The sequence below is a fragment of the Paenibacillus sp. NPDC056933 genome (genome assembly GCF_042674385.1).
Taxonomy (GTDB): Bacteria; Bacillota; Bacilli; order Paenibacillales; family Paenibacillaceae; genus Paenibacillus.
In genome coordinates this window covers 438,925-460,668 of record NZ_JBHUQN010000004.1, presented here as the reverse complement: position 1 = coordinate 460,668, position 21,744 = coordinate 438,925, and the positions used below count along the sequence as shown (strand labels likewise).

The window sequence follows — 21,744 nt, the reverse complement described above, 5'->3', positions numbered from 1 at the left end:
CCATTACAGAGTAGCGTATTGAAATAAAAAAGACAACCTTTATATTCCAGAAATCTGAAATCAGGACAGCATAAGCCCCATCTGTGTGGCAGCTTCCTTCAACACAGGTGCGTATTCGTGCAAGGTCTCCTGGGACAGGCGGCTAACTGGGCCGGATACCGACAAAGCGGCAGCGATATTACCTCTGCGGTCCATAATAGGGACAGAAACTGCTGCTGCTCCCGGCTCACGTTCCTCATAACTTGTTGCGTATCCATGCTCACGAATGTCACCCATCTGTGCTAGATACACTTTGGGATCGATAAATACAGGCCATTCCGGCCCATTCATCAGATCCTCACGGTCCTCTTCGGTCGCAAAAGCCATCAGCACTTTGCTGGACGCTCCCACGGATAGCGGCAGCCTCACTCCCACCGGAGCCACACGGCGAATCGCTTGATCACTCTGCACGGCTTGAATCCGAATCCGCTCACTGCCATCACGCAAATACAAACTCACCGTTTCGCCCAGCCGATCTCTTAGCCGCTCCATCGCAGGAAGGAACAGAATGGCTGGATCATCGCTGCGTGACATATGTGCAGACAGCTCCCATATGCGTATGCCGAGTCGGTACTTCTCGGTTGCTGCATCACGGATGACGAATCCTCGTTCCTCCAAAGTTGCCATCAGACGGTGGACTGTACTTTTGTGCAGACCGATCTGGCTGGCAATTTCCGTGAGTCCCAGATCACTGCGGGTTGTAAAACATAATAATATATCCAGCGCCCGTTCTACAGCCCGGACGGTTAACTTGCGGTCTTCCATGGATGTTATCCTCCTCATGTTTCATCACATGAAACTCGGTTACATAAATTATATGAGAAACGGTCTCATCTGTAAACCAGAAGCGCCAATATGGAATAGGGAGAAGTGTAAATATTTTCTTTTTATAAATATAAATCCCCTGCAATTTGCACCCTTAGGAAATGTTAACCATATATCTTCAGAACTATATAACAATTGCGTAACAAATGCCTCCAATCAATTGACTTTGACTATATTGGAACATACGATAAAGATATATTAAATTCAGCTTTTGCTTCATAAGTAGTCAGAAAAATCATTTATCCGCTCTGTTCGTCTCGTTGTTATCTTCATTTGATTTTAAAAGGAGGGGCAATCATGTATCAGACATCCCAGAGCGAAGCCCCGCTGCAAACGAAAGTGTCCGATCTGCCCTCTTCGTTATCACCGAGGCTGATCCGGTTAAAACATATTGTCGTGGCGTTATTGCTCTCCGTTGTATTTTTTCTGCTCTTTTGTTTCATTGCACTACACGGGTATATTGCCTGGGTATTATCCAATCCAACTGTAGCGCCTGTCTTCTCCAATCCCATGCAGGCCAAGAACATGAAGTATCAAGACATCACGTTCCCGGCAGCTGACGGCAGTCGAACCATGCAAGGTTGGTATATTCCGGCAGATGATAATGCAAATAAAACCATCATATTCAGCCATGGATATGGTGCGAATCGTGAGGAAACCTGGGTTCCGATGTATGATCTGGCCCATTATGCTCACCAGCTCGGATTTAATGTGGTGATGTTCGATTATGGCTTCGCCTCCCAGGTGAACAAGGCCGTCGCTACAGGAGGTAAAGCCGAGTCCCAGCAGCTGCTTGGTGCCATTCAATTTGCCAAGCAGCGCGGAGCTCAGGAGCTTGTCGTATGGGGCTTCTCCATGGGTGCCGGTACGGCCCTCCAGACTGGACTTATTACCAAAGATGTGGATGCGATGATTCTGGACAGCACGTTCCTGCTCGAACCAGATACACTGTATCACAACATCCATAATCAGATTGACCTGCCACGTCAGCCTACGCTGGAGATTATGAACCTGCTGTTCCCGATTCTGAACGGAACCGGATTGCAGCAAATTCCGTATCAGGAAGTGAAAAAAGAAGATTATCCTTTCCCGATCTTCTTCATTCATGGTACCGAGGACGAGAAAGCCCCTTACCCCATTGCGGAGCTGCTTGCTGCCAACCAGACCAATCCGTATTCCGATGAATGGATTGTGGACGGTGCGCATCATGAGTTGATCTTCCGGGAGCATCCGAAGGAATATCTGCGCCGTGTCTCCACATTCCTGAGTCATGTGACGAAGACCAGCAGCGATGATGTGGATAATACCAATAACGGAGAATCGTGATGATTCGGTAATTCAAGAGCCCTTAGGGGCTCTTTTTTTTATGTACACATAGGACAACATGCCGGGAGAATATACTCTTGGGACGTAATTAAAGACAGCTCTAACTTCTACATTAAAATGGAGCGAACCGGGCGATCCGTTTTTATTTCTGCTGTTGGGTCTGAATTTGAATTCAATTTGAATGGAGGTTCACCGTATATGAATTGGTATGGATATGGGCATCTGCTGCCTCTGCGGGTACTCGAAGAGATCCGTTTCTGGAAAGAGCAGGAGAAAGAGCATACGATTGTTTTGCGAGCACTGGTTCCTGAGCTTGAGTCCTCTTATGTCAAGCTGCTTGAGGAATGGGAGGCTACCTTTGCGAATAGTGAGCGAACGGCAAATCAACTGCTGAAGCAGCTCCTGCCAGGAACTCACCCTCCGGCCCCCTACATCATCCGCTGCATCGAACAACTGATCGCCGCCTCCTGCTCACAGTCGCGGGAGTTCATTAGACAGTTGTATGTCCTGCTGGAGCAAAGTACTGCCGTGCAGGCTGTGCCACTCGCCAAAGTGGTTCTCCTGCATTTCATTCGAGAATCCGAGTATTTCCTGGGGGTGCTCGATACGCTGAAGCAGCCTGGAGTTATGCGGGATTTGGCGGCTGACCCATCTTTTTCACTGGATCAGATTCTTCAAACCTCGGGGTACCCGTCTGAACCTAATTTACAAGAAAACCTCACATACGATTCCGGGGAGGCCATTCGGGAGGCAGCGGAAGGTCCTGCTTCTACAGTCGGAAAAATGAGCCCTCCTCCATCAGTGCAGGCACAATCATCTGCGGCTGTTCAGTCTAGTCTTTCAACTACAGAGGGTTCATCCACCTCTTCGGCAGCGCCGGTCAAGGAGAAGCCTGTTCCCATCGGTGGACACACTCTCCCTCCCCTGCCCTATGCTTATAACGCCCTTGAGCCCCATATTGATGAGATGACGATGCGCATTCACCATGACAAACACCATCAATCCTACGTGGACGGACTGAACACCGCAGAGAAAAAGCTGGCGGAATCGCGGAAAAAGAATAACTTCGAACTCGTCAAACATTGGGAACGTGAACTCGCCTTTAATGGTGCAGGCCACTACCTGCATACGATCTTCTGGACGGTCATGAATCCCAAAGGTGGAGGCAAACCCTCCGGTATGCTCTCAGAGCAGATCAAGCGGGATTTCGGCAGCTATGAAGCGTTCAAAAATCAATTCACCGAAGCTGCCAACAAAGTGGAAGGCAGTGGCTGGGCCATGCTGGTCTGGAGCCCACGGGCGCACAGATTGGAGATTCTGCAGGCGGAGAAACACCAGAACCTGTCCCAATCCGACATCGTCCCACTCTTACCACTCGATGTATGGGAGCATGCCTATTACCTGAAACACCAAAATGAACGAAAAAAATATATTGAGGACTGGTGGAATGTCGTGTACTGGCCTGCTGTGGCAGAACGTTACGAGACCGCACGCAAGCTGTTGTGGCCGCCTTACTGAGAATTAAACATTCGGAAATATGCCAAAAAAGAGATATCTTTCAGCCGGATGACTGAAAGGTATCTCTTATATTGAAACTCACAAAAAAAGCAAGCCTCTTGATCCAAGAAGACTTGCTTGTATCAGGATAATTCTATGAACTTCACGCCATTAAGAGGCGCAACCCTCACAGGCCACATAGTTGTCGCCAACCTGTTTGCTAATCGCGATCAGATCACCCAGCTTGATATCTTCTTCACCTGTAAATTCAAGATCAGCGATACGTGCAACGATCAGGGCAGCTGCTTCTTCCTTGCTTGTTGCCATTTGGCTGAATTCAGACTTTTCGCCTGTGGAAATGACCTCATATAAATACGTATATCTTAATGTTTCCATGTAGACACTCTCCTTTCGAAATCACATCATATCATCTCTATTACCCAATTCCAAGTCCAAGCTTGTGAAACTAATCGTAGCGCAGCTTCATCTGCTCGGCTGTGAGTCTTACGGCTTCCTGCTCCACGGTCAACACTCGGTTTGTCTCTGCCAGGGGGTAACGCTGCCGCAGTGTGCGCACCAGCGATGCGGTATACGCCGCAGTAGAAGGGACACCTGCCAGTTCCTGCAGACTCGCCATCGTTCCCGGCCGAACATCGGGATACCCTTCGCCTGCACCGCCTGCTGCGTCCTGATAGAACTTGCGAACGTCTGCTGCCAGTTGGTCTCCTTGTCCTTCCACGATGATAAAAGCTGTAATGATATAAGCCTTGGCCTGCCTGCGCTGGGCAATACCACAGAATTTCAGTCCGCCCACACTGACATCATAATCACCAGGACAGAAAGCACCTTCGATTTCACCCGTCTGTGCCTGACTCGACCATGGTGTTAGCGATTCGGCGATCAGTGAAGCCATCTCCCGGAAATCATCATGAATATTGATCGCACGGCCCGGGTTGGGTAGGATCAACGACACATTGACCACCCCTGGATTCAGGGGAACTGCTGCTCCACCCGATGGACGAACACAGACCGCCGTTCCCATGTCTCTAATGCGTTCCATGGCTTCTACGGCATGTGGCAGCCTCCGATCCCGCAGCCCCGCTACAAAGGCATCTGGATGCCGCCAAATATGAGCAACAGGTAACTGCCCCTCTCCCACTCGGCGGCACATCACTTCTTCCCAGGCAAATGCTTCAAGAACGCTGCTTCCGTGGCGCAGCAGTGGTGTCTCCCAAATCTGAAGACGCAAGGACTGGTGAAGCGGCATTGGTTGCTCTGCTCCCGGCGATCCGGGTTGATCTGAATTGGACGGTACACTCATATTATGATAGCCTCCGACTAAACTAATCTGGATGAAGTGAAGTAATAGCGTGATCCTTATGTATCACCTTGTGTACATGCAAAAGTAATATATAAATAAGCCGGTTCCCCAGGGAACACGGCTTATTTTATGAAATCTTCCATGGGCACTAGCATCTATTCTGCCATTGCCAAAGGATCAATACTTCCGGCTTGTCCAACGAGTGGACTGAGCCCGATCTTAATCTTTCACGAGCGACAGGAACTCGGCACGCTGTGCCGGATTGTCACGGAAAGAACCACGTACAGCCGACGTTACCGTCTTGCTGCCAGGCTTCTTCACGCCGCGGGAACACATGCACAAGTGCTCACCTTCCACAACGACCATGACACCGTTCGGCTCTACCGCTTCAGTCAGAATATCGGCAATCTGTGAGGTAATACGCTCCTGAACCTGCAGGCGGCGGGTAACCGCTTCAACCAGACGGGCCATTTTGCTCAATCCCACAATCTTGCCACTCGGTACATATCCAATGTGCACCTTGCCAAAGAAAGGTGCCATATGGTGTTCACATTGGCTGTAATAGACAATGTCCTTCACAATGACCAGTTCTTCATGATTCTCGTCAAAAGTAACTCCCAGTACATCACGTGGGTCCACTTCATATCCGCCAAAAATCTCTTCGTACATCCGGGTCACGCGTGCAGGCGTTTCAAGCAGCCCTTCGCGTGTACTATCTTCTCCGATCAGTTTGAGGATCTGTTCCACATGGTACTCGATCTTCTCCCGATTGTCGGATACTTTTGAATTCAAATAATCTTTAACGCCAGCCACTGCCGAACGCCTCCTTTCGAACCACATGCTGTAAGCAGTCATTCACTTCAGCATTATGCATAATTCGATTCAAACAGCTTTTATTTTCGGCGGCCCGAGTTTTTACGCGCAGGATGTTGCCCAGGCTGAGGCATCTTCGCGCCAGGCTGCTGGTTCTTCATCATCTGCTGGGCTCGCTGCATTTGCTTGCCGTTCAGGTTATAACCCATTTGCTTCGCCATCTTCTGGAGCATGTCGGGATCACTTTGCATTTTCTCGAGTTGTTTACGCAAGTAGTACACCCCGATGAAAAATCCCCCGACCAGACCTACGATCAATGTAATAATCGGTATTACAATATCCATCTCTTAGACACCTCTGTATGCAATCTAAAAAGCCTGATGATCCGTGTCAGCACTTGATGTTAAACGCTCAAGATATAAACATGTCACGAACCGGATTTCCTGAAAGCTATCATAGCATTTCCGCACGCCTTGAGCAAACGGATTTTCCAGTTGGTTTCTGAATTTGTCACCCAGCAAACGAACAGAAAACGGTGCTTAAAACCACTCAGGCAGATCCGAATCAGCTACGCAAGCACTGATTCTATGAAAACGGTTGTTTGCTGAGCCAGATCCACTTCTATTACGTCCAGATCATAACGTGTACTGCCACGTGCAACCCGAATGACCGGCCTGCCGGGCAACCCCCGATGCTGACGTACAATAACTCCGGTCTCTTTGGTAGACAATCGAACAGCTGTTCCATTCGGATAAACGGACACACTTCGGTTGAATTCAATCAGAATATCACGGTCCAGCCTCGTGCCAGACATGGCCATCATCTCTTCACATGCTTCGTGTGGCAGCATGCTGCGACCCGACAAACCGTTAATCAGATTATCATACGTGTTAGCTGCACTGACGATTTTGGCAAACAGATGAATGTCTTTTCCCTTAATGCCTCTTGGCAGCCCTGTGCCATCCACATGCTCATGATGCTGCAGAGACGTATGTGCCACGAGCAGATTGAACTCCCGTTTGGATTTGATCAGCTCAAATCCCCTCCACGTGTGGTGCAAGGAAGAATTTGCTGCCGAACCGCTGCCGGATGACTCGCCCACTTTGCCGATATCATGCAGCAAGGCTCCAATAGCGAGATCCTTAAGCTGCACATAATTCAGCCCCAGATTCAGGCCTATGACAGACGACAGCAGGCATACATTCATGGCATGAACATACTGTGCGTTATCCTTGGTCCGAATATCGGTGAGCTGAACTAGCAGTTCACGTCCATTCAGGACATCATTCAGCAGTTTGTCTATGCTGATTGCAACCTTTTTCGGGCTCCAATCCTTCCCGGAACGGATAGAGTCAAGCGTGACACTCATTTCATTAATTACTGCCTTTTTCGTGGCTTCATCCAGAATGTCTTCTGTATCCACATCTTTATACGCTTCATCCTGGATGTATAGCATGGTAACGCCAATACGCTTCAGCGTATTAACCATAAATACGGTGAGTTGGACTCCGGCAGACAGCAATACTGTACCGTTACCGGAATATACTGTTTTGCCCAGAAGCTCCCCCGCTTCCACGCTCTCCACGTTAACATACTTCATGAACGTCCCCCGCTCTTACGATTGCTGCTCCAATGTGAGCAATTGCTCTTTGGTTTGCAGACCGCCTACATAACCCACCAGGGTTCCGTCCTTGCCGCTGATGCGGTGACAGGGAATAATGATCGGAATCGGATTTTTGCTAATCGCATCCAGAACAGCACGAACCGCTTTGGGTCTGCCGATGATTTCCGCAACCTGTTGGTGTGATGAGGCCTCTCCATAAGATATATCGGACAGGACTTGCCATACTTGTAGCTGAAACGGTGTTCCAAACAAATCGAGCTTCAGATCAAACCCTTTTCGTTCTCCAGCAAAATACGCTTGTACCTGCTTTGCAGCTTCACTAAGCTTCTCTTCATTTCTCTCATATCGATACTCGCCAATCCAGGTACGGGCCCATTGTTGCAGATGCGCTTCACGCACGTGGAAAGCTCCAAAATCAATGTGACACAGGCCTTTATCCGTAGCACAGAGCGTAAGCGTACCAATTGGTGTCAGCACCTCATCGTAATAGACCGGCGTACCATGCAGGCCCGTTACGGCCGAAGGTTTCCATGCTGCCGCTTCCGGTTTGGCTGACTTTGTAGTTTGCCCGCTTTCCTGTTCGGGTGCATCTTCCGTTTTCTGAATCGACAGTTGCATGTCCAACGGGTTGTTCTGCTTGTTTTGTTCCTTCTGTTCCTCAAGCTTAACATGGCTTACTTGCTTTGCCTTCGTCTTATCGGGTAAGGTCATGGACGCACTCAGTCGTTCCTTGGCCTTCTGCAGCATGCTTAGCACGTTCCCATCTTGTTCGTTAGCGGCAGCTTCCCCAATCGCTCTCATTGCGTCTTCTCCTCCAATTCTGCTCAGCGCCCAGGCTGCGGTTCCCCGCAGCTCAGGACGCGGATCTCGCTTCAGTACCTCGGTTAGTTTCGGTACAGCGGTTTTGTCTTTGAAATTGCCCAGGGCAATCACGGCGTTGCGCTGAATCGGCTTCTTGCCCCGCCAGGCGGCGGAGCTTTGGCCGAAACGCTCTTTGAATTCACGGTTGCCAATGTCCAGCAGCGGTAACAGCAAAGGCTTCACAATCTCTGGATCGGGATGAAACTCGGGATGATGATCCCAGTTCTTGCCACGATTCTTTGGACAGACGATCTGACAAGTATCGCAACCGTACAGACGGTTACCAATTTTCAGCATAAACTCTTCATCCACGAACCCTTTCGTCTGGGTCACAAATGAAATACAGCGCTGTGCATTCAGCTGTCCAGGTCCCACCAATGCTCCTGTTGGACAGGCATCAATACACTTCGTACATTCACCACAATCCTCCGTCACCGGTGTATCCGGCTGAAACGGAATATTCGTGACCAGTTCACCGAGAAAGATCCATGAACCGAATTTGGGCGATATAATGGCACAGTTCTTGGCGCTGAATCCAATCCCTGCGCGCTGAGAGACTGCACGATCTACCAACGCCCCGGTGTCTACCATACTTTCGATCATGGCTTCAGGTACGCGCTCACGTATAAAATGAACCAGCTTGTCCATTGCTGCCCGCAGGACCTGATGATAATCCTGCCCCCAGGCGGAACGGGCCAGAATACCGCGATATGCGCCTGGCTCTGACTTCGGAGGATTGACCATCTTCGACGGATAAGCCACGGCAATGGCAATGAGCGAAGCAGGCTCGCCATCTTTCAGTTCAGGACGTACCCTTTTCTCAATATCAGGCTCCTCAAATCCGGACTCATAGCCTTTAGCCCGATGCTGTTCCAGTATGGATTTCAATGTCACAAACGGTTCTGCCGAAGCAAATCCAATATCATCAATGCCCAGTCCTGGGGCAGCAGCCTTAATCTCCTGTTTTAACTTCTCCCATACAGCGGCTGCCTGTGCTGCCCCGGTCTGTACGCTTGTCATGTCTCTTCCCTCGCTTCTTCCAGCTCGTATTCCGTAAACAGGGAACGCCCGCCTCACGGGGGAGGACAGGCGCTGATTTCGATATGCAAATCTTGCATAACGTATTTGAATATGAAACCGAGTCTATATAATTTACGCAAAATGCGTTGTGAAGTTGTTGTCCTGCTCACATTTTACAGTTTTCTGATCTCCGAGAACGGCCAAAAGATAAACTCCGCCCGGCCTACAATTTCACTGGATGTAATACTTCCAAACACACGGCTATCCTTGCTCTTGCCTTCATGACGGTTATCCCCCATCACGAAGTAATGGTCCGCTTCCAGCGTAACCGGTCCAAAATCAGGATCCTGAACCTCCGTATCCGTATACGTTTCCGCTTGCTGCTCGCCATTCACGTACAAATGATGATCCCGTACTTCAATCGTATCTCCGGGAAGTCCGACAACCCGTTTGACCAGAAAATCCTTCTTCTCGACGCCTTCGCTTGGATCACGAAGTACGATGACATCCGAACGGGATGGTGTCCCAAAATCATATACAATTTTATTCACAAATAAACGGTCCCGCTCGACCAGCGTTGGCTGCATCGATTGCCCTTTGACCATCGAGAGATTGAATACAAACAGATTGAGAAGCATCATGATTACAAAAGCAATCACAATGGTTTTCACCCAATCCCACAACTCTGCAGCCCAGGATTTTCCCGGTTGATCAGGCATTGCCGACCCGTTTCGTTCCTCTGGAGCCATATGCTCCGTAGAAAAGTTGTTGGAATTCACAGGGACACCTCGTTTATCAATTTTGTTAAAAACGTCTATTTCCGGACTCTCAGCAAGTTGTCCACACATAAAGACGTTGCTCATCCAATAACAATAATCCGGTGCTCTATAGGTACATACGTTCAGTTATGATCTAATTCGATGCATCATACTCTCTTTAAGTCTACTTCATTTGGAAGTGTGAAACAATTGGTTATGAGCACCAATATCCGGCAGAAGATGCGATGCGAAAACAGGGGAATAATCGGTGAATAGCGCACATATAAATAGAAAGGCGTATCCCTCACGTTGTTACACGCTGAAGAGATACGCCTAATATGAAATCAAAATCTGTTTTTATTTCTTTTTAACCATACAAACTAAGCTTTGGACAAGATACTAAGTTTCTGGAAAGCACTCATAATCTGATTGGCACCATAACCCATTGCTTCATACAGAGGCATGGCTACTTTGTTGTGCTCATCACCTGCCACCCATATTTGACTGACTTTACGCTGCTGGAACCGTTGTTCCATGGTCTCGACAAGTTTTTTGCCGACTCCGCGGCGACGATAGTCTGGATGGACCGCAATACGGTAGATGCATCCCTGGTTGTGATCAATCGTACCGATCAAAGCGCCGACGAGGTCTCCCTCTTCTTCTGCAACCATGATCAGGTCAGAATCCCATGACAATTGACGGGCAAACGGGCCCATCGTGTTCTCATAACACTCTTCCGATAGTGCAACCTGGAGAAGCTCCGTCATCTGGCTTGCATCACTCAACTGAAAGGAACGAACGTGCATGTCTTAAATCTCCCTTTTCGTTAGCTTAGATGAGGTTTTACAAAAAGGGGCTCCCCTTTTTACCAAAAACCCAATGTTCATATAATGACAAAAAACGAGAAAATACCGCTTCTTCGTCAATTAAACCATACTTTACGCCATAAAACACGCATTTTCTTTTGAAAGCGCTTAATTGTAACCGTTTACATACGAATATTAAACTTTCCCTCTATTTCTCTAGCGAAAATCACATAAATATATTCATAATGGGTAAAATATGTTTGTTATCTCTAGCCCATGTATAGATCAATGTCTCGGGGGACTTAATAAACAAAAATGTTGCTTAATTAGCCCGGATGCGGTTTAATATTAGTGGCAAGGGTATTATTACATAGGTACCTGAGCAATTTGCAAAAATTCAAATGAGCGACTTCAATCAGCAAAATATAGATCGAAATGATTCTATTCGTCTAAATCTTGTCCCGGGAGCGCTTCGAAATTGAATTATGCAAAATGCTAACCTTAACCAAAATCCAAAAATCTCAGGAGGTATTTCACTATGACTTTTCAATTACCAGCACTTCCTTACGCTAACGATGCATTGGAACCACATATTGATGCACAAACGATGGAAATCCACCACGATCGCCATCACAACACTTACGTAACTAACTTGAACGCAGCTCTGGAAAGCGCTCCTGAACTGCAAGGAAAAAGCTTGGAAGATCTGATCGCAAACCTGGACAGCGTACCTGAAGGTATCCGCACAGCAGTTCGCAACAATGGTGGCGGACATGCGAACCACAGCCTGTTCTGGGAAATCATCGGACCTAACGGCGGCGGCGCTCCTACTGGCGACATCGCAGCAGCAATCGATAGCGAACTGGGTGGCTTTGACAAATTCAAAGAAGACTTTGCAAAAGCAGCTACAACTCGTTTTGGTTCCGGCTGGGCTTGGCTCGTAGTTGGCAAAGATGGCAAATTGTCCATCACTAGCACACCTAACCAAGATAGCCCTCTCTTCGAAGGTCTGACTCCAGTTCTGGGTCTGGACGTATGGGAGCATGCTTACTACCTGAAATATCAAAACAAACGCCCTGACTACATCGGTGCTTTCTGGAATGTAATCAACTGGGACGAAGTAAACAAACGTTACGCTGCAGCGAAATAAGACTGTTAGCATAATAGAAGAGCCTGATTCGGTCATTGCGACCGGATCAGGCTCTTTTTGTGTCTTTCGCTTGCTGTGCGTTAGTTCATATCAATATAGGCATGCTCCCATTATTCACGATTAACGTCATATGCTCCTGCAAAATAACTGATGATCAGCTTCAGGAAGATATTCGGGAATGCCATCTTGTCCATATCTTCCGGTCCGATCCAGCGATAGGTCAGGCCATCGCCCTTCCCTGTAAGCATGAGCTGCGTGCTTGCGTTATCAGCCTGTGGTGATTCAGTTCGCAGACTCGGATCGTTCGCAATTTGGAGTGCCTTTGTACTGAACTGCTCCGAGTGATTCGCTGCCGACTCAAATGCAGCTGAAGCTGAGGAGGAGTTGTCCTTGGCAGCCGCCTGTGCGTCGTAGGCGGCTCTGGCTTCCGCGGCGATCAGCGGAAGCTCGTTACTCTGGTCCTGCTCGGTGCACTTGTACACCTGCAGGCTCCAGACAATATGGCTGAACACATGCTCCGCATGGGTAGCCAGCCCTTCCGGGCGGGCAGCGAAGCCTTCCGCCCACAGACTGCCGGCCAGCAAAGCCATGGCCGGCTCATCTGCCAGCGGCCCCGCCGCCTTGTCGGCTGCGGCGGGCGCCGCCAGCACATGCGGCAGCTCCCACATGCGGGCCAATAGGCCCGTTGCTGGGCGCTGGCGCACAAGCACTTGGCCGCGATGAGCACCGCGGCCCTCCACAATGGCGACCAGCCGCTGCTCAGGACGCGGCGGCTTCGCCTTGGTCTTGACCGGCAGTGTGAGCTCCCGTCCGGCGATGCGGCCGGAACATTGCTCCATAACCGGGCAAGTCAGGCAGTGCGGCGCTTTGGGTGTGCACACCAGCGCGCCAAGTTCCATCAGCGCCTGATTGAAATCACGCGCCCGCCCTTCCGGAATGAGCTCTCCTGCGAGCTCTTCCATCAACCCCCGGGTGCTGCCCTTCATAATGTCCTCATCAATGAGGAAGTAGCGGGACAGTACCCGCATGACATTGCCATCCACCGCTGGCTGCGGCTGGTTGAAGGCAATGCTGAGAATGGCCCCGGCTGTATACGGGCCGACGCCTTTTAACGCAAAGACGGATTGCTTGTCCTGCGGCATCTCTCCTCCGTGCAGCTCCATCACTTGTCTGGCAGCTGCCTGGAGATTGCGTGCACGGGAATAATAGCCGAGTCCCTCCCAATTTTTCAGAACTTCTTCTTCCGGTGCCTCAGCCAGCGCCTGTACCGTCGGGAAATTGCCGATAAACCGATTGAAATACGGGATCACCGTATCCACCCGAGTCTGTTGAAGCATAATTTCCGATACCCATGTAAAATACGGATTGTTGTGGCGACGCCACGGCAAATCCCGTCTGTTAACCATATACCAATCCAGCAAATTGACGCTGAAATGTCGTTTCTGTTCCATTAAACCCATATTTCGTCCTCTCCTGTTACCGTGCTAACGTTTTTCCCACTTTTCATTCCCTCATTGTTACTATTCCAGCCTGGGCAACTACTTCTCCAACTGCTCCACAATGGCAAAGGCCGCAGCCAGTTCCGTCTGATGCGTAATACTCAGATGAATGTCATATTTTTTGCCGTAAGGCAACTGAAGTCGTTCCCATGCCTGAGCGGACAGTGTGGCAACGGGACGCCCTTTCTCATCAGGCAGCACCTCAATGTCGGTAAAACTCATCATGCTCCCGATGCCGCAGCCAAATGCCTTGGACACCGCTTCTTTTGCTGCAAATCGACCGGATACAAACTCTGTCATCCGCTTACCCCGGTGATTGGCAATCTCCCGCTCTGCAGGTGTTAAAATCCGATTCATAAATGCTTCCGCATGGCGACCGGACAACAGCTTGCGCATCCGTCCTATCTCCAGCACGTCGTTGCCAATACCATATATCATTAACGCTTCACCCGCTTAATCTTTTATACTGTAAAAGATATCCATTCCGTCGCATTATCCGTAACTCTCCGAACACGTATTCTATTGTAGCAGGAGGGGCGCGCAGAAGCGAGTACCTCCTATCCACATAACAAAAAGAGCCGCTGCTTGTGCAGAGACTCTTTGCTTGTTCACCCTGTTCAGATCCTGGCCTTAACCCTTCATGGCTGGCACGCCTGCATCGTTATTAGATGCCAGGAATGGCATTGCGTTTGTGATGTGTACGCTTGTAGAATGCTTCAAGACGTTCCTGAGCAGCCGGGTCGATGGTTTTGCCTTCCAGATAGTCACTGTTCGCTTCATACGAAATGCCCAGTTCATCCTCATCTGTCTGGCCTTCCCATAATCCCGCCGAAGGAGCTTTGTCCAAAATGGACTGCGGTACATTAAGGTAGGCAGCCAGCTGACGCACCTGACGTTTGTTCAGACTGCTCAATGGTGTGATATCGACAGCACCGTCGCCCCATTTGGTGTAAAAGCCCGTAATGGCTTCGGAAGCATGGTCTGTACCCACAACCAGCAGGTTTTCCTCAAAAGACAAAGCATATTGCATCACCATGCGGGTTCTCGCTTTCACGTTCCCCTTGCCCTGGTGAGTCATATGACGCGGACTGCCCATGGATTTGAAGCCTTGCTCCACTTCAAGAGCAATCTCGTTAACGGCATCTTCAATGTTTGTTTCCACGACATGTTTCAGGTCAAAGGCTTTCGCAACAGCATAGCTATCGCCGATATCCGATTGCTCCCCGTAAGGCTGGAACACACCCAGCGTCTTATATTCCTGGTTGTTCTCGGCAGTTAGCTCGTCCGTCGCTTTTTTGCAGAGCGCAGCAGCTACAGCGCTGTCTATGCCGCCACTAATCGCAATCAGCAATCCTTTGGAACCTGCGTTCTTTACATACGTTTTGAGAAAATCAACGCGTTTGCGCACTTCCTCTTCTTCATTAATGCTTGGTTTAACCTTCAATTCAGCGATGATCTGTTGTTGCAAACTCATCGTTCACACACCCCGTTTCTACAATAATGAAATTTGATGTCCACTTTGAAAGGTCTGAATAAGGTCTGAATGGTTCAATAACCTTATCCACCCAAAATGAAACGCCCCGGCATCGGTCATCCGAAGGGCGGGGCGCTGTTAGAGCTGATTAACGGCAGTAACGGTCAAACGCACTTGTGAGCTCAGCCGCAATTTCCTCCGCAGAACGGTCTTCCACTTGGTGACGCTCGATAAAGTGAACGAGTTCTCCGTCTTTCATCAAGGCGATAGACGGTGAAGATGGAGGGTACGGTGCAAAGAATTCACGTGCTTTCGCGGTAGCTTCCTTATCCTGACCAGCAAATACCGTGTACAGGTGGTCTGGCGTAATGTCATGTTGAAGTGCCTGAGATACACCCGGGCGGCACTGACCTGCCGCACATCCGCAGACAGAGTTAATGACAACCAGAGCAGTACCTTTCGCATCCGGCAAACTTGCTTCAACTTCTTCCGGTGTACGAAGCTCCTGAATTCCCAGACGAGTCAACTCATCCCGCATTGGCTGAACCATATCTTTCATGTATTGATCAAATGACATCGACATTCAGTTTCACTCCTTAAACATGTAGGTTCTATTATTTCAAAAATTAAATGCTTTTATGCTATTCCTATTATACATCCCTAAGCAATGAAAGCAAGGATCAGACACCGCCTGCGGAAAGGCTTCTTCTTCAATATGATGTCTTCATTCTTGGCAAAATATGCTTAAGGCTCAGCGTTGGAATGTCACCTTGAACGTCGTCCCCTGATTCTCTTCCGATTCTACAGTGATGCTTCCGTTATGCCTTTCCACAATGCTCAGACACATGGATAGACCCAATCCGGTTCCTTTCGCCTTGGTTGTAAAAAAAGGTTCGAATAGCTTCTCATGTTTTCCTGGAGGTATACCCGGCCCTGTGTCTCGTACACAGAGCTCTACAGTGTCATCCACCAATCGGGTCTCCAGCGTGAGTACCCCCTTTTCATTCATGGCCTCCATTCCGTTACGGGCCAGATTAAGGACGACTTGCTTGATTTCTTTGGAATTCAGATGCAGCTTGGGTACATTATGAGCAAGCTTGAATTCGATACTTTGACCGCGCAAATTTGCATCCGCCCATAACAATGGACTTAGTTCATGAATAATATCATGCAGCTGGGCTTCTTCTTTCTCGGCAATCCGATTTTGTGCCAATGACAGAAAATCATTGATAATGCTGTTGGCACGATCCAGCTCCTCCAGAACAATCCGATAATAATGATCCAGGGACTGCGGGCTCTTCTCCTGCATTAGTTGAAGAAAACCACGCACAACCGCCATCGGATTCCTTACTTCATGGGTAATACTCGCGGCCATTTGGCCGACCAGACTGAGGCGATCCACATTATCCAGCTCACTTCGCAGCATTTCAAGCTCAGTGATATCCTGAATGATCAACATGGCTCCTGTGACCTCTCTTGGATACTCCTTGGAAAAAGAATAGAGGGGCACTGTTCGGGACTGGAACACATGTGAGCCGTATCGTACAGTCAGTCCGCTCACTTCTCCATGAACAATGGCTTTTCGAATACCATTCTCCATCTTGTCTGCCTGAGCTTGTTCGACAAACTGGCTTGCCGGATGTCCAATCAGGTCCGGTGTCGTTGTGCAGGGCAATTGATCCCGCGCCGTTTGCTCCATGGTGTCGTTGACAAACTGTACGGTCCCCTCCTTATCTACGGTGGCAATCGATAAAGGCACGGCATTCAGAATTTGGTTAAGCTTTTCCGTTTCTGCTATGTATCTGTGATGAACTTCGGATAGATGCTGTTCAAGTCCCCGATGATGCTGCATCTGTTCAATCCAGAGCATACTAAGACTGCCAGCTATGATTGCACCGATCATGTACCCCAGGGATGTCATTACCCACTGCAATATGGAGAACATGGGTTGGCTTTCAAGCGATAGGAAATACAGTACACTCGCTACAGCCAGTTCAGCCGTAATCAAGGCGATAATCGTTCCCATTTTGCGCAAACGAGTATAATGCTTGAATCGTTTGGCTGACAACCATACAATAGGATACAGAAGAATGCCCGTTTGAAGTAGAAATTCGAACAGATTATAGGGATGCGCCAAGAGAAAATAGAAGAATACGTGGAGAAGAGACAACATGATACCGATGCGGGGTTTGCAATACAATATGACGAGGGTCAAAGGCACAATACCCATGGAAATGGGGACGGACACTGAACTCGCATAGTTGGCAAAAAGCAAACACAGCAACATGCTTACCACGCTGGTTGCAGCCAAACTGATCTGCGTCATTCCAGCACGTTCCAACTTGGCGGCAGCCTGTCTTGTGAGCCCCAGATGGAATAAGGGAATCAGGAATACTGCAGATCCTGCAAGCAGAACCTGTAAAAGAATATCCTTTAACGCAACCACAATGCCATCTCCCTCCTCGCCTGCACATCCCTTATGTATTTCTGATTAAAACATAGGCGACAGTATATTACAATATATCCCTCAAGACAGCATAATAGAACGATTGATTTGCCATAAATGGTCAAAAATATGTACCATTTAAACATAATCCTGCATAATTCGATAATAAAGGCCTGACTTCACTATATATAGACGAAACAACAAATAAAAACCTATATATAGATGATTTGTTTTCAATCCCAAGAATGGATACAACTAAAGATATACCGATAAAATTAATAAAAAAAGAGGGTAATAAAATATGTATGATGTCATTGTAATTGGCGGCGGGTCGGCGGGCTTAATGGCTTGTGTGGCTGCTGCCGAGTATGGAGCCTCCGTTCTTCTGTTGGATAAAGGAGATCAACTCGGCCGCAAGCTTGGAATCTCTGGGGGAGGTCGCTGTAATGTGACCAATGCCAAGGAGACGGATGAACTGATCAGACATATTCCAGGCAACGGACGCTTTTTATATAGTTCATTTCAGAATCTGGACAATCAGGGTATTATGCGTTTCTTTGAGAATCTCGGTATTGCCCTGAAAGAAGAGGATAACGGGAGAATGTTCCCGGTCACCGATAAAGCCAAAACGGTCGTTGATGCGTTGGTAGGCAAAATCGTTTCCCTCGGGGTAGAGATCCGCACCAAACAGCCGGTTAAGGATTTAATTCAAAACGGTCAACATGTGCAGGGCGTTAAGCTGGCTTCCGGTACAACAGTGCTTGGACGATCTGTCATCATCGCTACCGGGGGCAAATCCGTTCCTCAAACCGGATCAACCGGAGATGGCTATCCTTGGGCCGAAGCAGCTGGACATACGATTACAGAGCTATATCCGACGGAAGTACCGATTGTGTCTGGCGAGAGCTGGATCCAATCCAAAGAACTGCAAGGCCTCTCCTTGCGTGATGTTGGGTTATCTGTTCTGGATGCCAAAGGAAAATCGGTCATTTCCCATCGCGGAGATATGATCTTTACCCATTTTGGCGTGTCAGGACCCATCGCGCTGCGTTGCAGCCAGTTCATTCGCAAGGTACAGATGAAATCAGGAAATCCTCAGGTCACGATGAGTATTGATCTGTTCCCGGATCTGTCCGCTGGTGCACTGGAAAACCAGGTTCAGCAGGTGCTGGAACACGAATCCCGCAAAGCGGTTAAAAACATACTGAAAACATGGGTTCCTGAACGCATGATTCCATTATTGATGAAACGTGCGGAGATTAGCGAAGACCTCACATTCCACCATTTTCCCAAAGGCATGTTAACTACATTGGTTGGACTAATGAAGGCTTTTACCTTCCGCGCAGACGGAACACGCTCTCTCAAAGAAGCCTTTGTAACTGGTGGAGGAATCCACTTAAAGGAGATATACCCAAAAACCATGGAATCCAAGCTGCTGCCCGGACTATTCTTTTGCGGTGAAGTTCTGGACATTCACGGATATACAGGAGGCTATAATATTACCGCTGCCTTCTCTACAGGATACACGGCTGGTATGCATGCAGCAGCGTATAAAAACGCTCGTGTATGATGCAAACATTTCATGATGTATAACAAAATCTCGTTACGAATTCCGTAATAAAAACATGAAAAACCTCGACATTCCACGATCTGTGGTGTTCGAGGTTTTTTCAGCAGCGAAGGTATCGCTTAAGTGGTCCTTACGCTTTGACACTGCCCGAAAATCCATCAACGGAATCATCATATGTCGGGTCATCGTCCCGGTTATGCAGACCCTGCTCGGGACTCTCTGTCTGGCTTCCGTTCGTATATGCTTCATCCCAATCTTCGTTCACAAGATGAGCCGGTATGGATATATTCTGAAACTGATCCAGATCCTCTACAGAAGATGCAAACACCGCACTCCCTCCATGGGATTGTACGATTTCCACAGCAGACTGCGGGTCCTGACGATCTGTAGGAATGTACAATTCCAGCGGACCTGATTGATACGGCTTATAACCCAGTTCCTCCAGTGTCGCCTGAGCGGCAAGCAGATCTGTACGGTCTGAGAAATGCACCTGAAGTTCACGATCATCCAACATAATCTCTTCCTCCTTGCTAGCTCATCTCTTACCTTCAAAACGATAGGAGCTGCCCTTATATAGCATGGTCAGTTACACGACCGGATATGCTACGATGCGAGGAAGAATATCAATCAATCGGAACGGAGGGAACGAATCCAGCCCGTTATAGACAGGATAAATAACCCCAATGCCACGACAGCAGCAGCTGTAACAACGCCCTCCAACCAGCCCAACCATGCTGCTCCCAATGAAAATCCCATCAGAATCCCCAGTGGTATGAACAACATCCTTACCATGGTCTGCGCTGCCCGGTTCAACGCCTCGGTATCGTATGATACGAGCTGAATATAATCGGAGGTAGCAAATACATCCCATGAACGGTAAAAGAGTACACTCAGCATGATAATCAACAATACACACACAATCGCATTGACCGGAAAAGGCGGCAGCGCAACGGCAGCGATCGATAATCCACCAAGCTGCAAATACAACTTCATGGTTGATGAGTTCCGAAAAAATGCCTTGAATGCCGTCTCTGCTGTCCGATTAGCGATGGAACGATTACGCAGCAACTTGCGTGGCTTGCGAAAGATCATCGTCCGTGTGCGCGGTGCTTTGGGCTTGGTCACAGATCGACTAAGTAAAAGTGCCGTAAGCTTTAGTCTTCCTCGTAGATCCTCACGCACATCGCCTTCAAATGTTCCCTTCATGATCAGCCTCATCTGGCCAACCGTCATTACAAGAAGCATGACCATCACAATACCCAGCATCATTCTCCAGGTCTGTGTATGCATCCATGATGTTGCAATCACCGTCATGATGCCCATTGCAACAGCCAAAGGGATCATTCGAATCCAGCGTCTCCACCCGGTATGACGCACTTTCGCCATATGCAGGACTATGGCCTGAAATGAAGCAACTGCCCCGAACCAGACTGCTATAAGAGCCATCTGGATAAAAGACATGTTATAGACACGGGACCATAGTGGTGCCGTCAGGGCCATAATCGCAATCATTTTGCCCAGATGCTGCAAACAAGCCCGGTACATCCCCTGTTTCATCAATGTTCGCATCCACAACGGCCTCGATTTCAGGAATAACACGTCCGCTTCCTCTACAAATATCAGCACGCCGCCTGTGAGTATAACGATGTCAATCAATCCGGTCAGTGTAGGCAGCGTTATGCCAGTCGCCCATGAGGGCAGCGGTTTGGTCCATAAACTCACATACCACCCGCTAAGATATAACAGACCGGGAACAAGCAGGTATACCCATACCGTCCAATCGACCACCAGTTTCAGGTTTTTCAACTGTTCTTTGAAGTGCTCTCTGCGTCTGCGTCGGTATAAACCAAGTGGTGTGTAACGCTGGAAGGTTTCCATCTCATCTTCCCCCTTTCCGGTCAGGATGTCAGTGTATCAAAACAATCAAATAACGAGGCTTCCGGCAAATCTGCGGCTGCACGAATTTCGTCCAGCGTTCCCTCGGCAGCAGAACGTCCAGAGTGGATGAGTATAAAGCGATCACAGATTCGCTCAGCAGTATCCAATACATGCGTAGACATGAGCACACCTGCACCACGGCGGCGTTCATCATCCAGCAATTTCAGAAAATCCTTGGTTGCCCGCGGATCCAGACCGATGAAAGGCTCGTCCACAATATATACATCCGGCGAGGACAGAAAACCAATCATCAGCATCATTTTCTGCCGCATGCCTTTGGAGAAACTGGCCGGAAGATCGTTGCGCACATGGTCCATTCCGAAACGAACCAGCAGCTCCTCCGCTCTGGTTATAAAGATGTCTTCTTCCATCTCATAAGCAGCTGCAGCCAGATCGAGATGTTCCCACAGCGTCATATATTCGTAAAAAACAGGTTGTTCCGGGATATAGGCATAGCGCCCGTCTCCTCCAATAGTTACTTCGTACTGGGCATGCTCCATCAGGCCAAGCAACGTTTTGATGGTGGTGCTTTTACCAGCTCCGTTCGGTCCGATAATGCCCACCAGTTCCCCCGGCGCCACGTGAATTCGGATGTTTCGTATTATCGATTGCCCCGCAGTATACCCTGCTTCCGTAATATGTACGTCCAATATGGACTCCTGTGCGACTGTATCTTTGTTTTCGATTTGCATATTATTCACTCCCTGCCCTGTCAGGCGCTTGTTTGATTCATTATTGTTATTGTAATCGAGTTAATGAGGAAATGTTTGATCATTT

At 48.7% G+C, this 21,744-nt stretch carries 21 protein-coding genes; 4 read left to right on the top strand and 17 right to left on the bottom strand.

The window, feature by feature from the left end:
• Nucleotides 1–60: 60 nt before the first annotated feature.
• Entirely contained in the window at nt 61–804 is a 744-nt protein-coding gene (locus tag ACFTRD_RS26190; protein WP_379385125.1) for an IclR family transcriptional regulator, read from the bottom strand.
• Between the two features lie 357 nt (nt 805–1,161).
• Between ACFTRD_RS26190 and ACFTRD_RS26185 the strand changes: the two genes are divergently transcribed.
• Both ACFTRD_RS26185 and ACFTRD_RS26180 read left to right on the top strand, forming a co-directional pair.
• Entirely contained in the window at nt 1,162–2,190 is a 1,029-nt protein-coding gene (locus ACFTRD_RS26185; RefSeq protein ID WP_379385123.1) for an alpha/beta hydrolase, read from the top strand.
• A gap of 198 nt (nt 2,191–2,388) precedes the next feature.
• Nucleotides 2,389–3,708 carry a Fe-Mn family superoxide dismutase gene (locus ACFTRD_RS26180; protein WP_379385121.1) on the top strand — a complete coding sequence of 440 codons (1,320 nt, stop codon included), beginning with the start codon at nt 2,389–2,391 and terminating at the stop codon, nt 3,706–3,708.
• Between the two features lie 150 nt (nt 3,709–3,858).
• On the opposite strand, the gene ACFTRD_RS26175 is transcribed toward ACFTRD_RS26180, so the two are convergent.
• The 8 genes from ACFTRD_RS26175 to ACFTRD_RS26140 all read right to left on the bottom strand — a co-directional run bounded on the left by ACFTRD_RS26175 (nt 3,859) and on the right by ACFTRD_RS26140 (nt 10,890).
• Nucleotides 3,859–4,083, bottom strand: coding sequence for a hypothetical protein (locus tag ACFTRD_RS26175; protein WP_053779639.1), 225 nt, complete (start codon nt 4,081–4,083; stop codon nt 3,859–3,861).
• 70 nt (nt 4,084–4,153) lie between these two features.
• On the bottom strand, nt 4,154–5,008 hold the full coding sequence (locus tag ACFTRD_RS26170) for a lipoate--protein ligase family protein (protein WP_379385119.1): 855 nt from the start codon (nt 5,006–5,008) through the stop codon (nt 4,154–4,156).
• 219 nt (nt 5,009–5,227) lie between these two features.
• Nucleotides 5,228–5,821, bottom strand: a complete 594-nt coding sequence (gene folE / locus ACFTRD_RS26165; RefSeq protein ID WP_024633001.1) for a GTP cyclohydrolase I FolE — start codon at nt 5,819–5,821, stop codon at nt 5,228–5,230.
• A gap of 80 nt (nt 5,822–5,901) precedes the next feature.
• Nucleotides 5,902–6,165: a YneF family protein gene (locus tag ACFTRD_RS26160; RefSeq protein ID WP_192263097.1), complete on the bottom strand. Its 264-nt coding sequence runs from the start codon at nt 6,163–6,165 to the stop codon at nt 5,902–5,904.
• Between the two features lie 224 nt (nt 6,166–6,389).
• Entirely contained in the window at nt 6,390–7,421 is a 1,032-nt protein-coding gene (locus ACFTRD_RS26155) for an HD domain-containing phosphohydrolase (RefSeq protein WP_062326241.1), read from the bottom strand.
• Between the two features lie 15 nt (nt 7,422–7,436).
• The gene (queG, locus tag ACFTRD_RS26150; protein WP_379385116.1) at nt 7,437–9,326 is read right to left on the bottom strand and encodes a tRNA epoxyqueuosine(34) reductase QueG; all 1,890 of its coding nucleotides are present in this window, start codon (nt 9,324–9,326) and stop codon (nt 7,437–7,439) included.
• Between the two features lie 173 nt (nt 9,327–9,499).
• Nucleotides 9,500–10,075 carry a signal peptidase I gene (gene lepB, locus ACFTRD_RS26145; protein WP_379385263.1) on the bottom strand — a complete coding sequence of 192 codons (576 nt, stop codon included), beginning with the start codon at nt 10,073–10,075 and terminating at the stop codon, nt 9,500–9,502.
• Nucleotides 10,076–10,464: 389 nt separating this feature from the next.
• Entirely contained in the window at nt 10,465–10,890 is a 426-nt protein-coding gene (locus ACFTRD_RS26140) for a GNAT family N-acetyltransferase (RefSeq protein ID WP_192263093.1), read from the bottom strand.
• 538 nt (nt 10,891–11,428) lie between these two features.
• Here ACFTRD_RS26140 and ACFTRD_RS26135 point away from each other — a divergent pair.
• Nucleotides 11,429–12,040, top strand: coding sequence for a superoxide dismutase (locus ACFTRD_RS26135; RefSeq protein ID WP_024632995.1), 612 nt, complete (start codon nt 11,429–11,431; stop codon nt 12,038–12,040).
• A 110-nt stretch (nt 12,041–12,150) separates the two neighbouring features.
• On the opposite strand, the gene mutY is transcribed toward ACFTRD_RS26135, so the two are convergent.
• The 5 genes from mutY to ACFTRD_RS26110 form a co-directional block, all read right to left on the bottom strand.
• Entirely contained in the window at nt 12,151–13,500 is a 1,350-nt protein-coding gene (gene mutY, locus ACFTRD_RS26130; RefSeq protein WP_379385113.1) for an A/G-specific adenine glycosylase, read from the bottom strand.
• A gap of 78 nt (nt 13,501–13,578) precedes the next feature.
• The gene (gene acpS, locus ACFTRD_RS26125) at nt 13,579–13,977 is read right to left on the bottom strand and encodes a holo-ACP synthase (protein ID WP_379385111.1); all 399 of its coding nucleotides are present in this window, start codon (nt 13,975–13,977) and stop codon (nt 13,579–13,581) included.
• A gap of 226 nt (nt 13,978–14,203) precedes the next feature.
• Nucleotides 14,204–15,013, bottom strand: a complete 810-nt coding sequence (nadE, locus tag ACFTRD_RS26120; RefSeq protein ID WP_379385109.1) for an ammonia-dependent NAD(+) synthetase — start codon at nt 15,011–15,013, stop codon at nt 14,204–14,206.
• A gap of 148 nt (nt 15,014–15,161) precedes the next feature.
• Entirely contained in the window at nt 15,162–15,596 is a 435-nt protein-coding gene (locus tag ACFTRD_RS26115) for a BrxA/BrxB family bacilliredoxin (RefSeq protein WP_192263080.1), read from the bottom strand.
• 168 nt (nt 15,597–15,764) lie between these two features.
• Nucleotides 15,765–17,459 (bottom strand): two-component system sensor histidine kinase NtrB, encoded by a 1,695-nt coding sequence (locus tag ACFTRD_RS26110; protein WP_379385107.1) that lies wholly within the window; start codon nt 17,457–17,459, stop codon nt 15,765–15,767.
• A 301-nt stretch (nt 17,460–17,760) separates the two neighbouring features.
• Between ACFTRD_RS26110 and ACFTRD_RS26105 the strand changes: the two genes are divergently transcribed.
• A complete protein-coding gene (locus tag ACFTRD_RS26105; protein ID WP_192263075.1) occupies nt 17,761–19,029 on the top strand; it encodes a BaiN/RdsA family NAD(P)/FAD-dependent oxidoreductase in 1,269 nt (422 codons plus the stop codon).
• A 130-nt stretch (nt 19,030–19,159) separates the two neighbouring features.
• Here the strand turns inward: ACFTRD_RS26105 and ACFTRD_RS26100 are convergent, their stop codons facing one another.
• From ACFTRD_RS26100 to ACFTRD_RS26090, 3 genes are all read right to left on the bottom strand, one after another.
• The gene (locus tag ACFTRD_RS26100; protein WP_379385105.1) at nt 19,160–19,543 is read right to left on the bottom strand and encodes a hypothetical protein; all 384 of its coding nucleotides are present in this window, start codon (nt 19,541–19,543) and stop codon (nt 19,160–19,162) included.
• Nucleotides 19,544–19,656: 113 nt separating this feature from the next.
• Complete coding sequence (locus ACFTRD_RS26095; protein ID WP_379385103.1) at nt 19,657–20,907, bottom strand: ABC transporter permease; 1,251 nt, start codon at nt 20,905–20,907, stop codon at nt 19,657–19,659.
• Between the two features lie 20 nt (nt 20,908–20,927).
• Nucleotides 20,928–21,659 carry an ABC transporter ATP-binding protein gene (locus ACFTRD_RS26090; RefSeq protein WP_379385101.1) on the bottom strand — a complete coding sequence of 244 codons (732 nt, stop codon included), beginning with the start codon at nt 21,657–21,659 and terminating at the stop codon, nt 20,928–20,930.
• Nucleotides 21,660–21,744 lie beyond the last annotated feature (85 nt).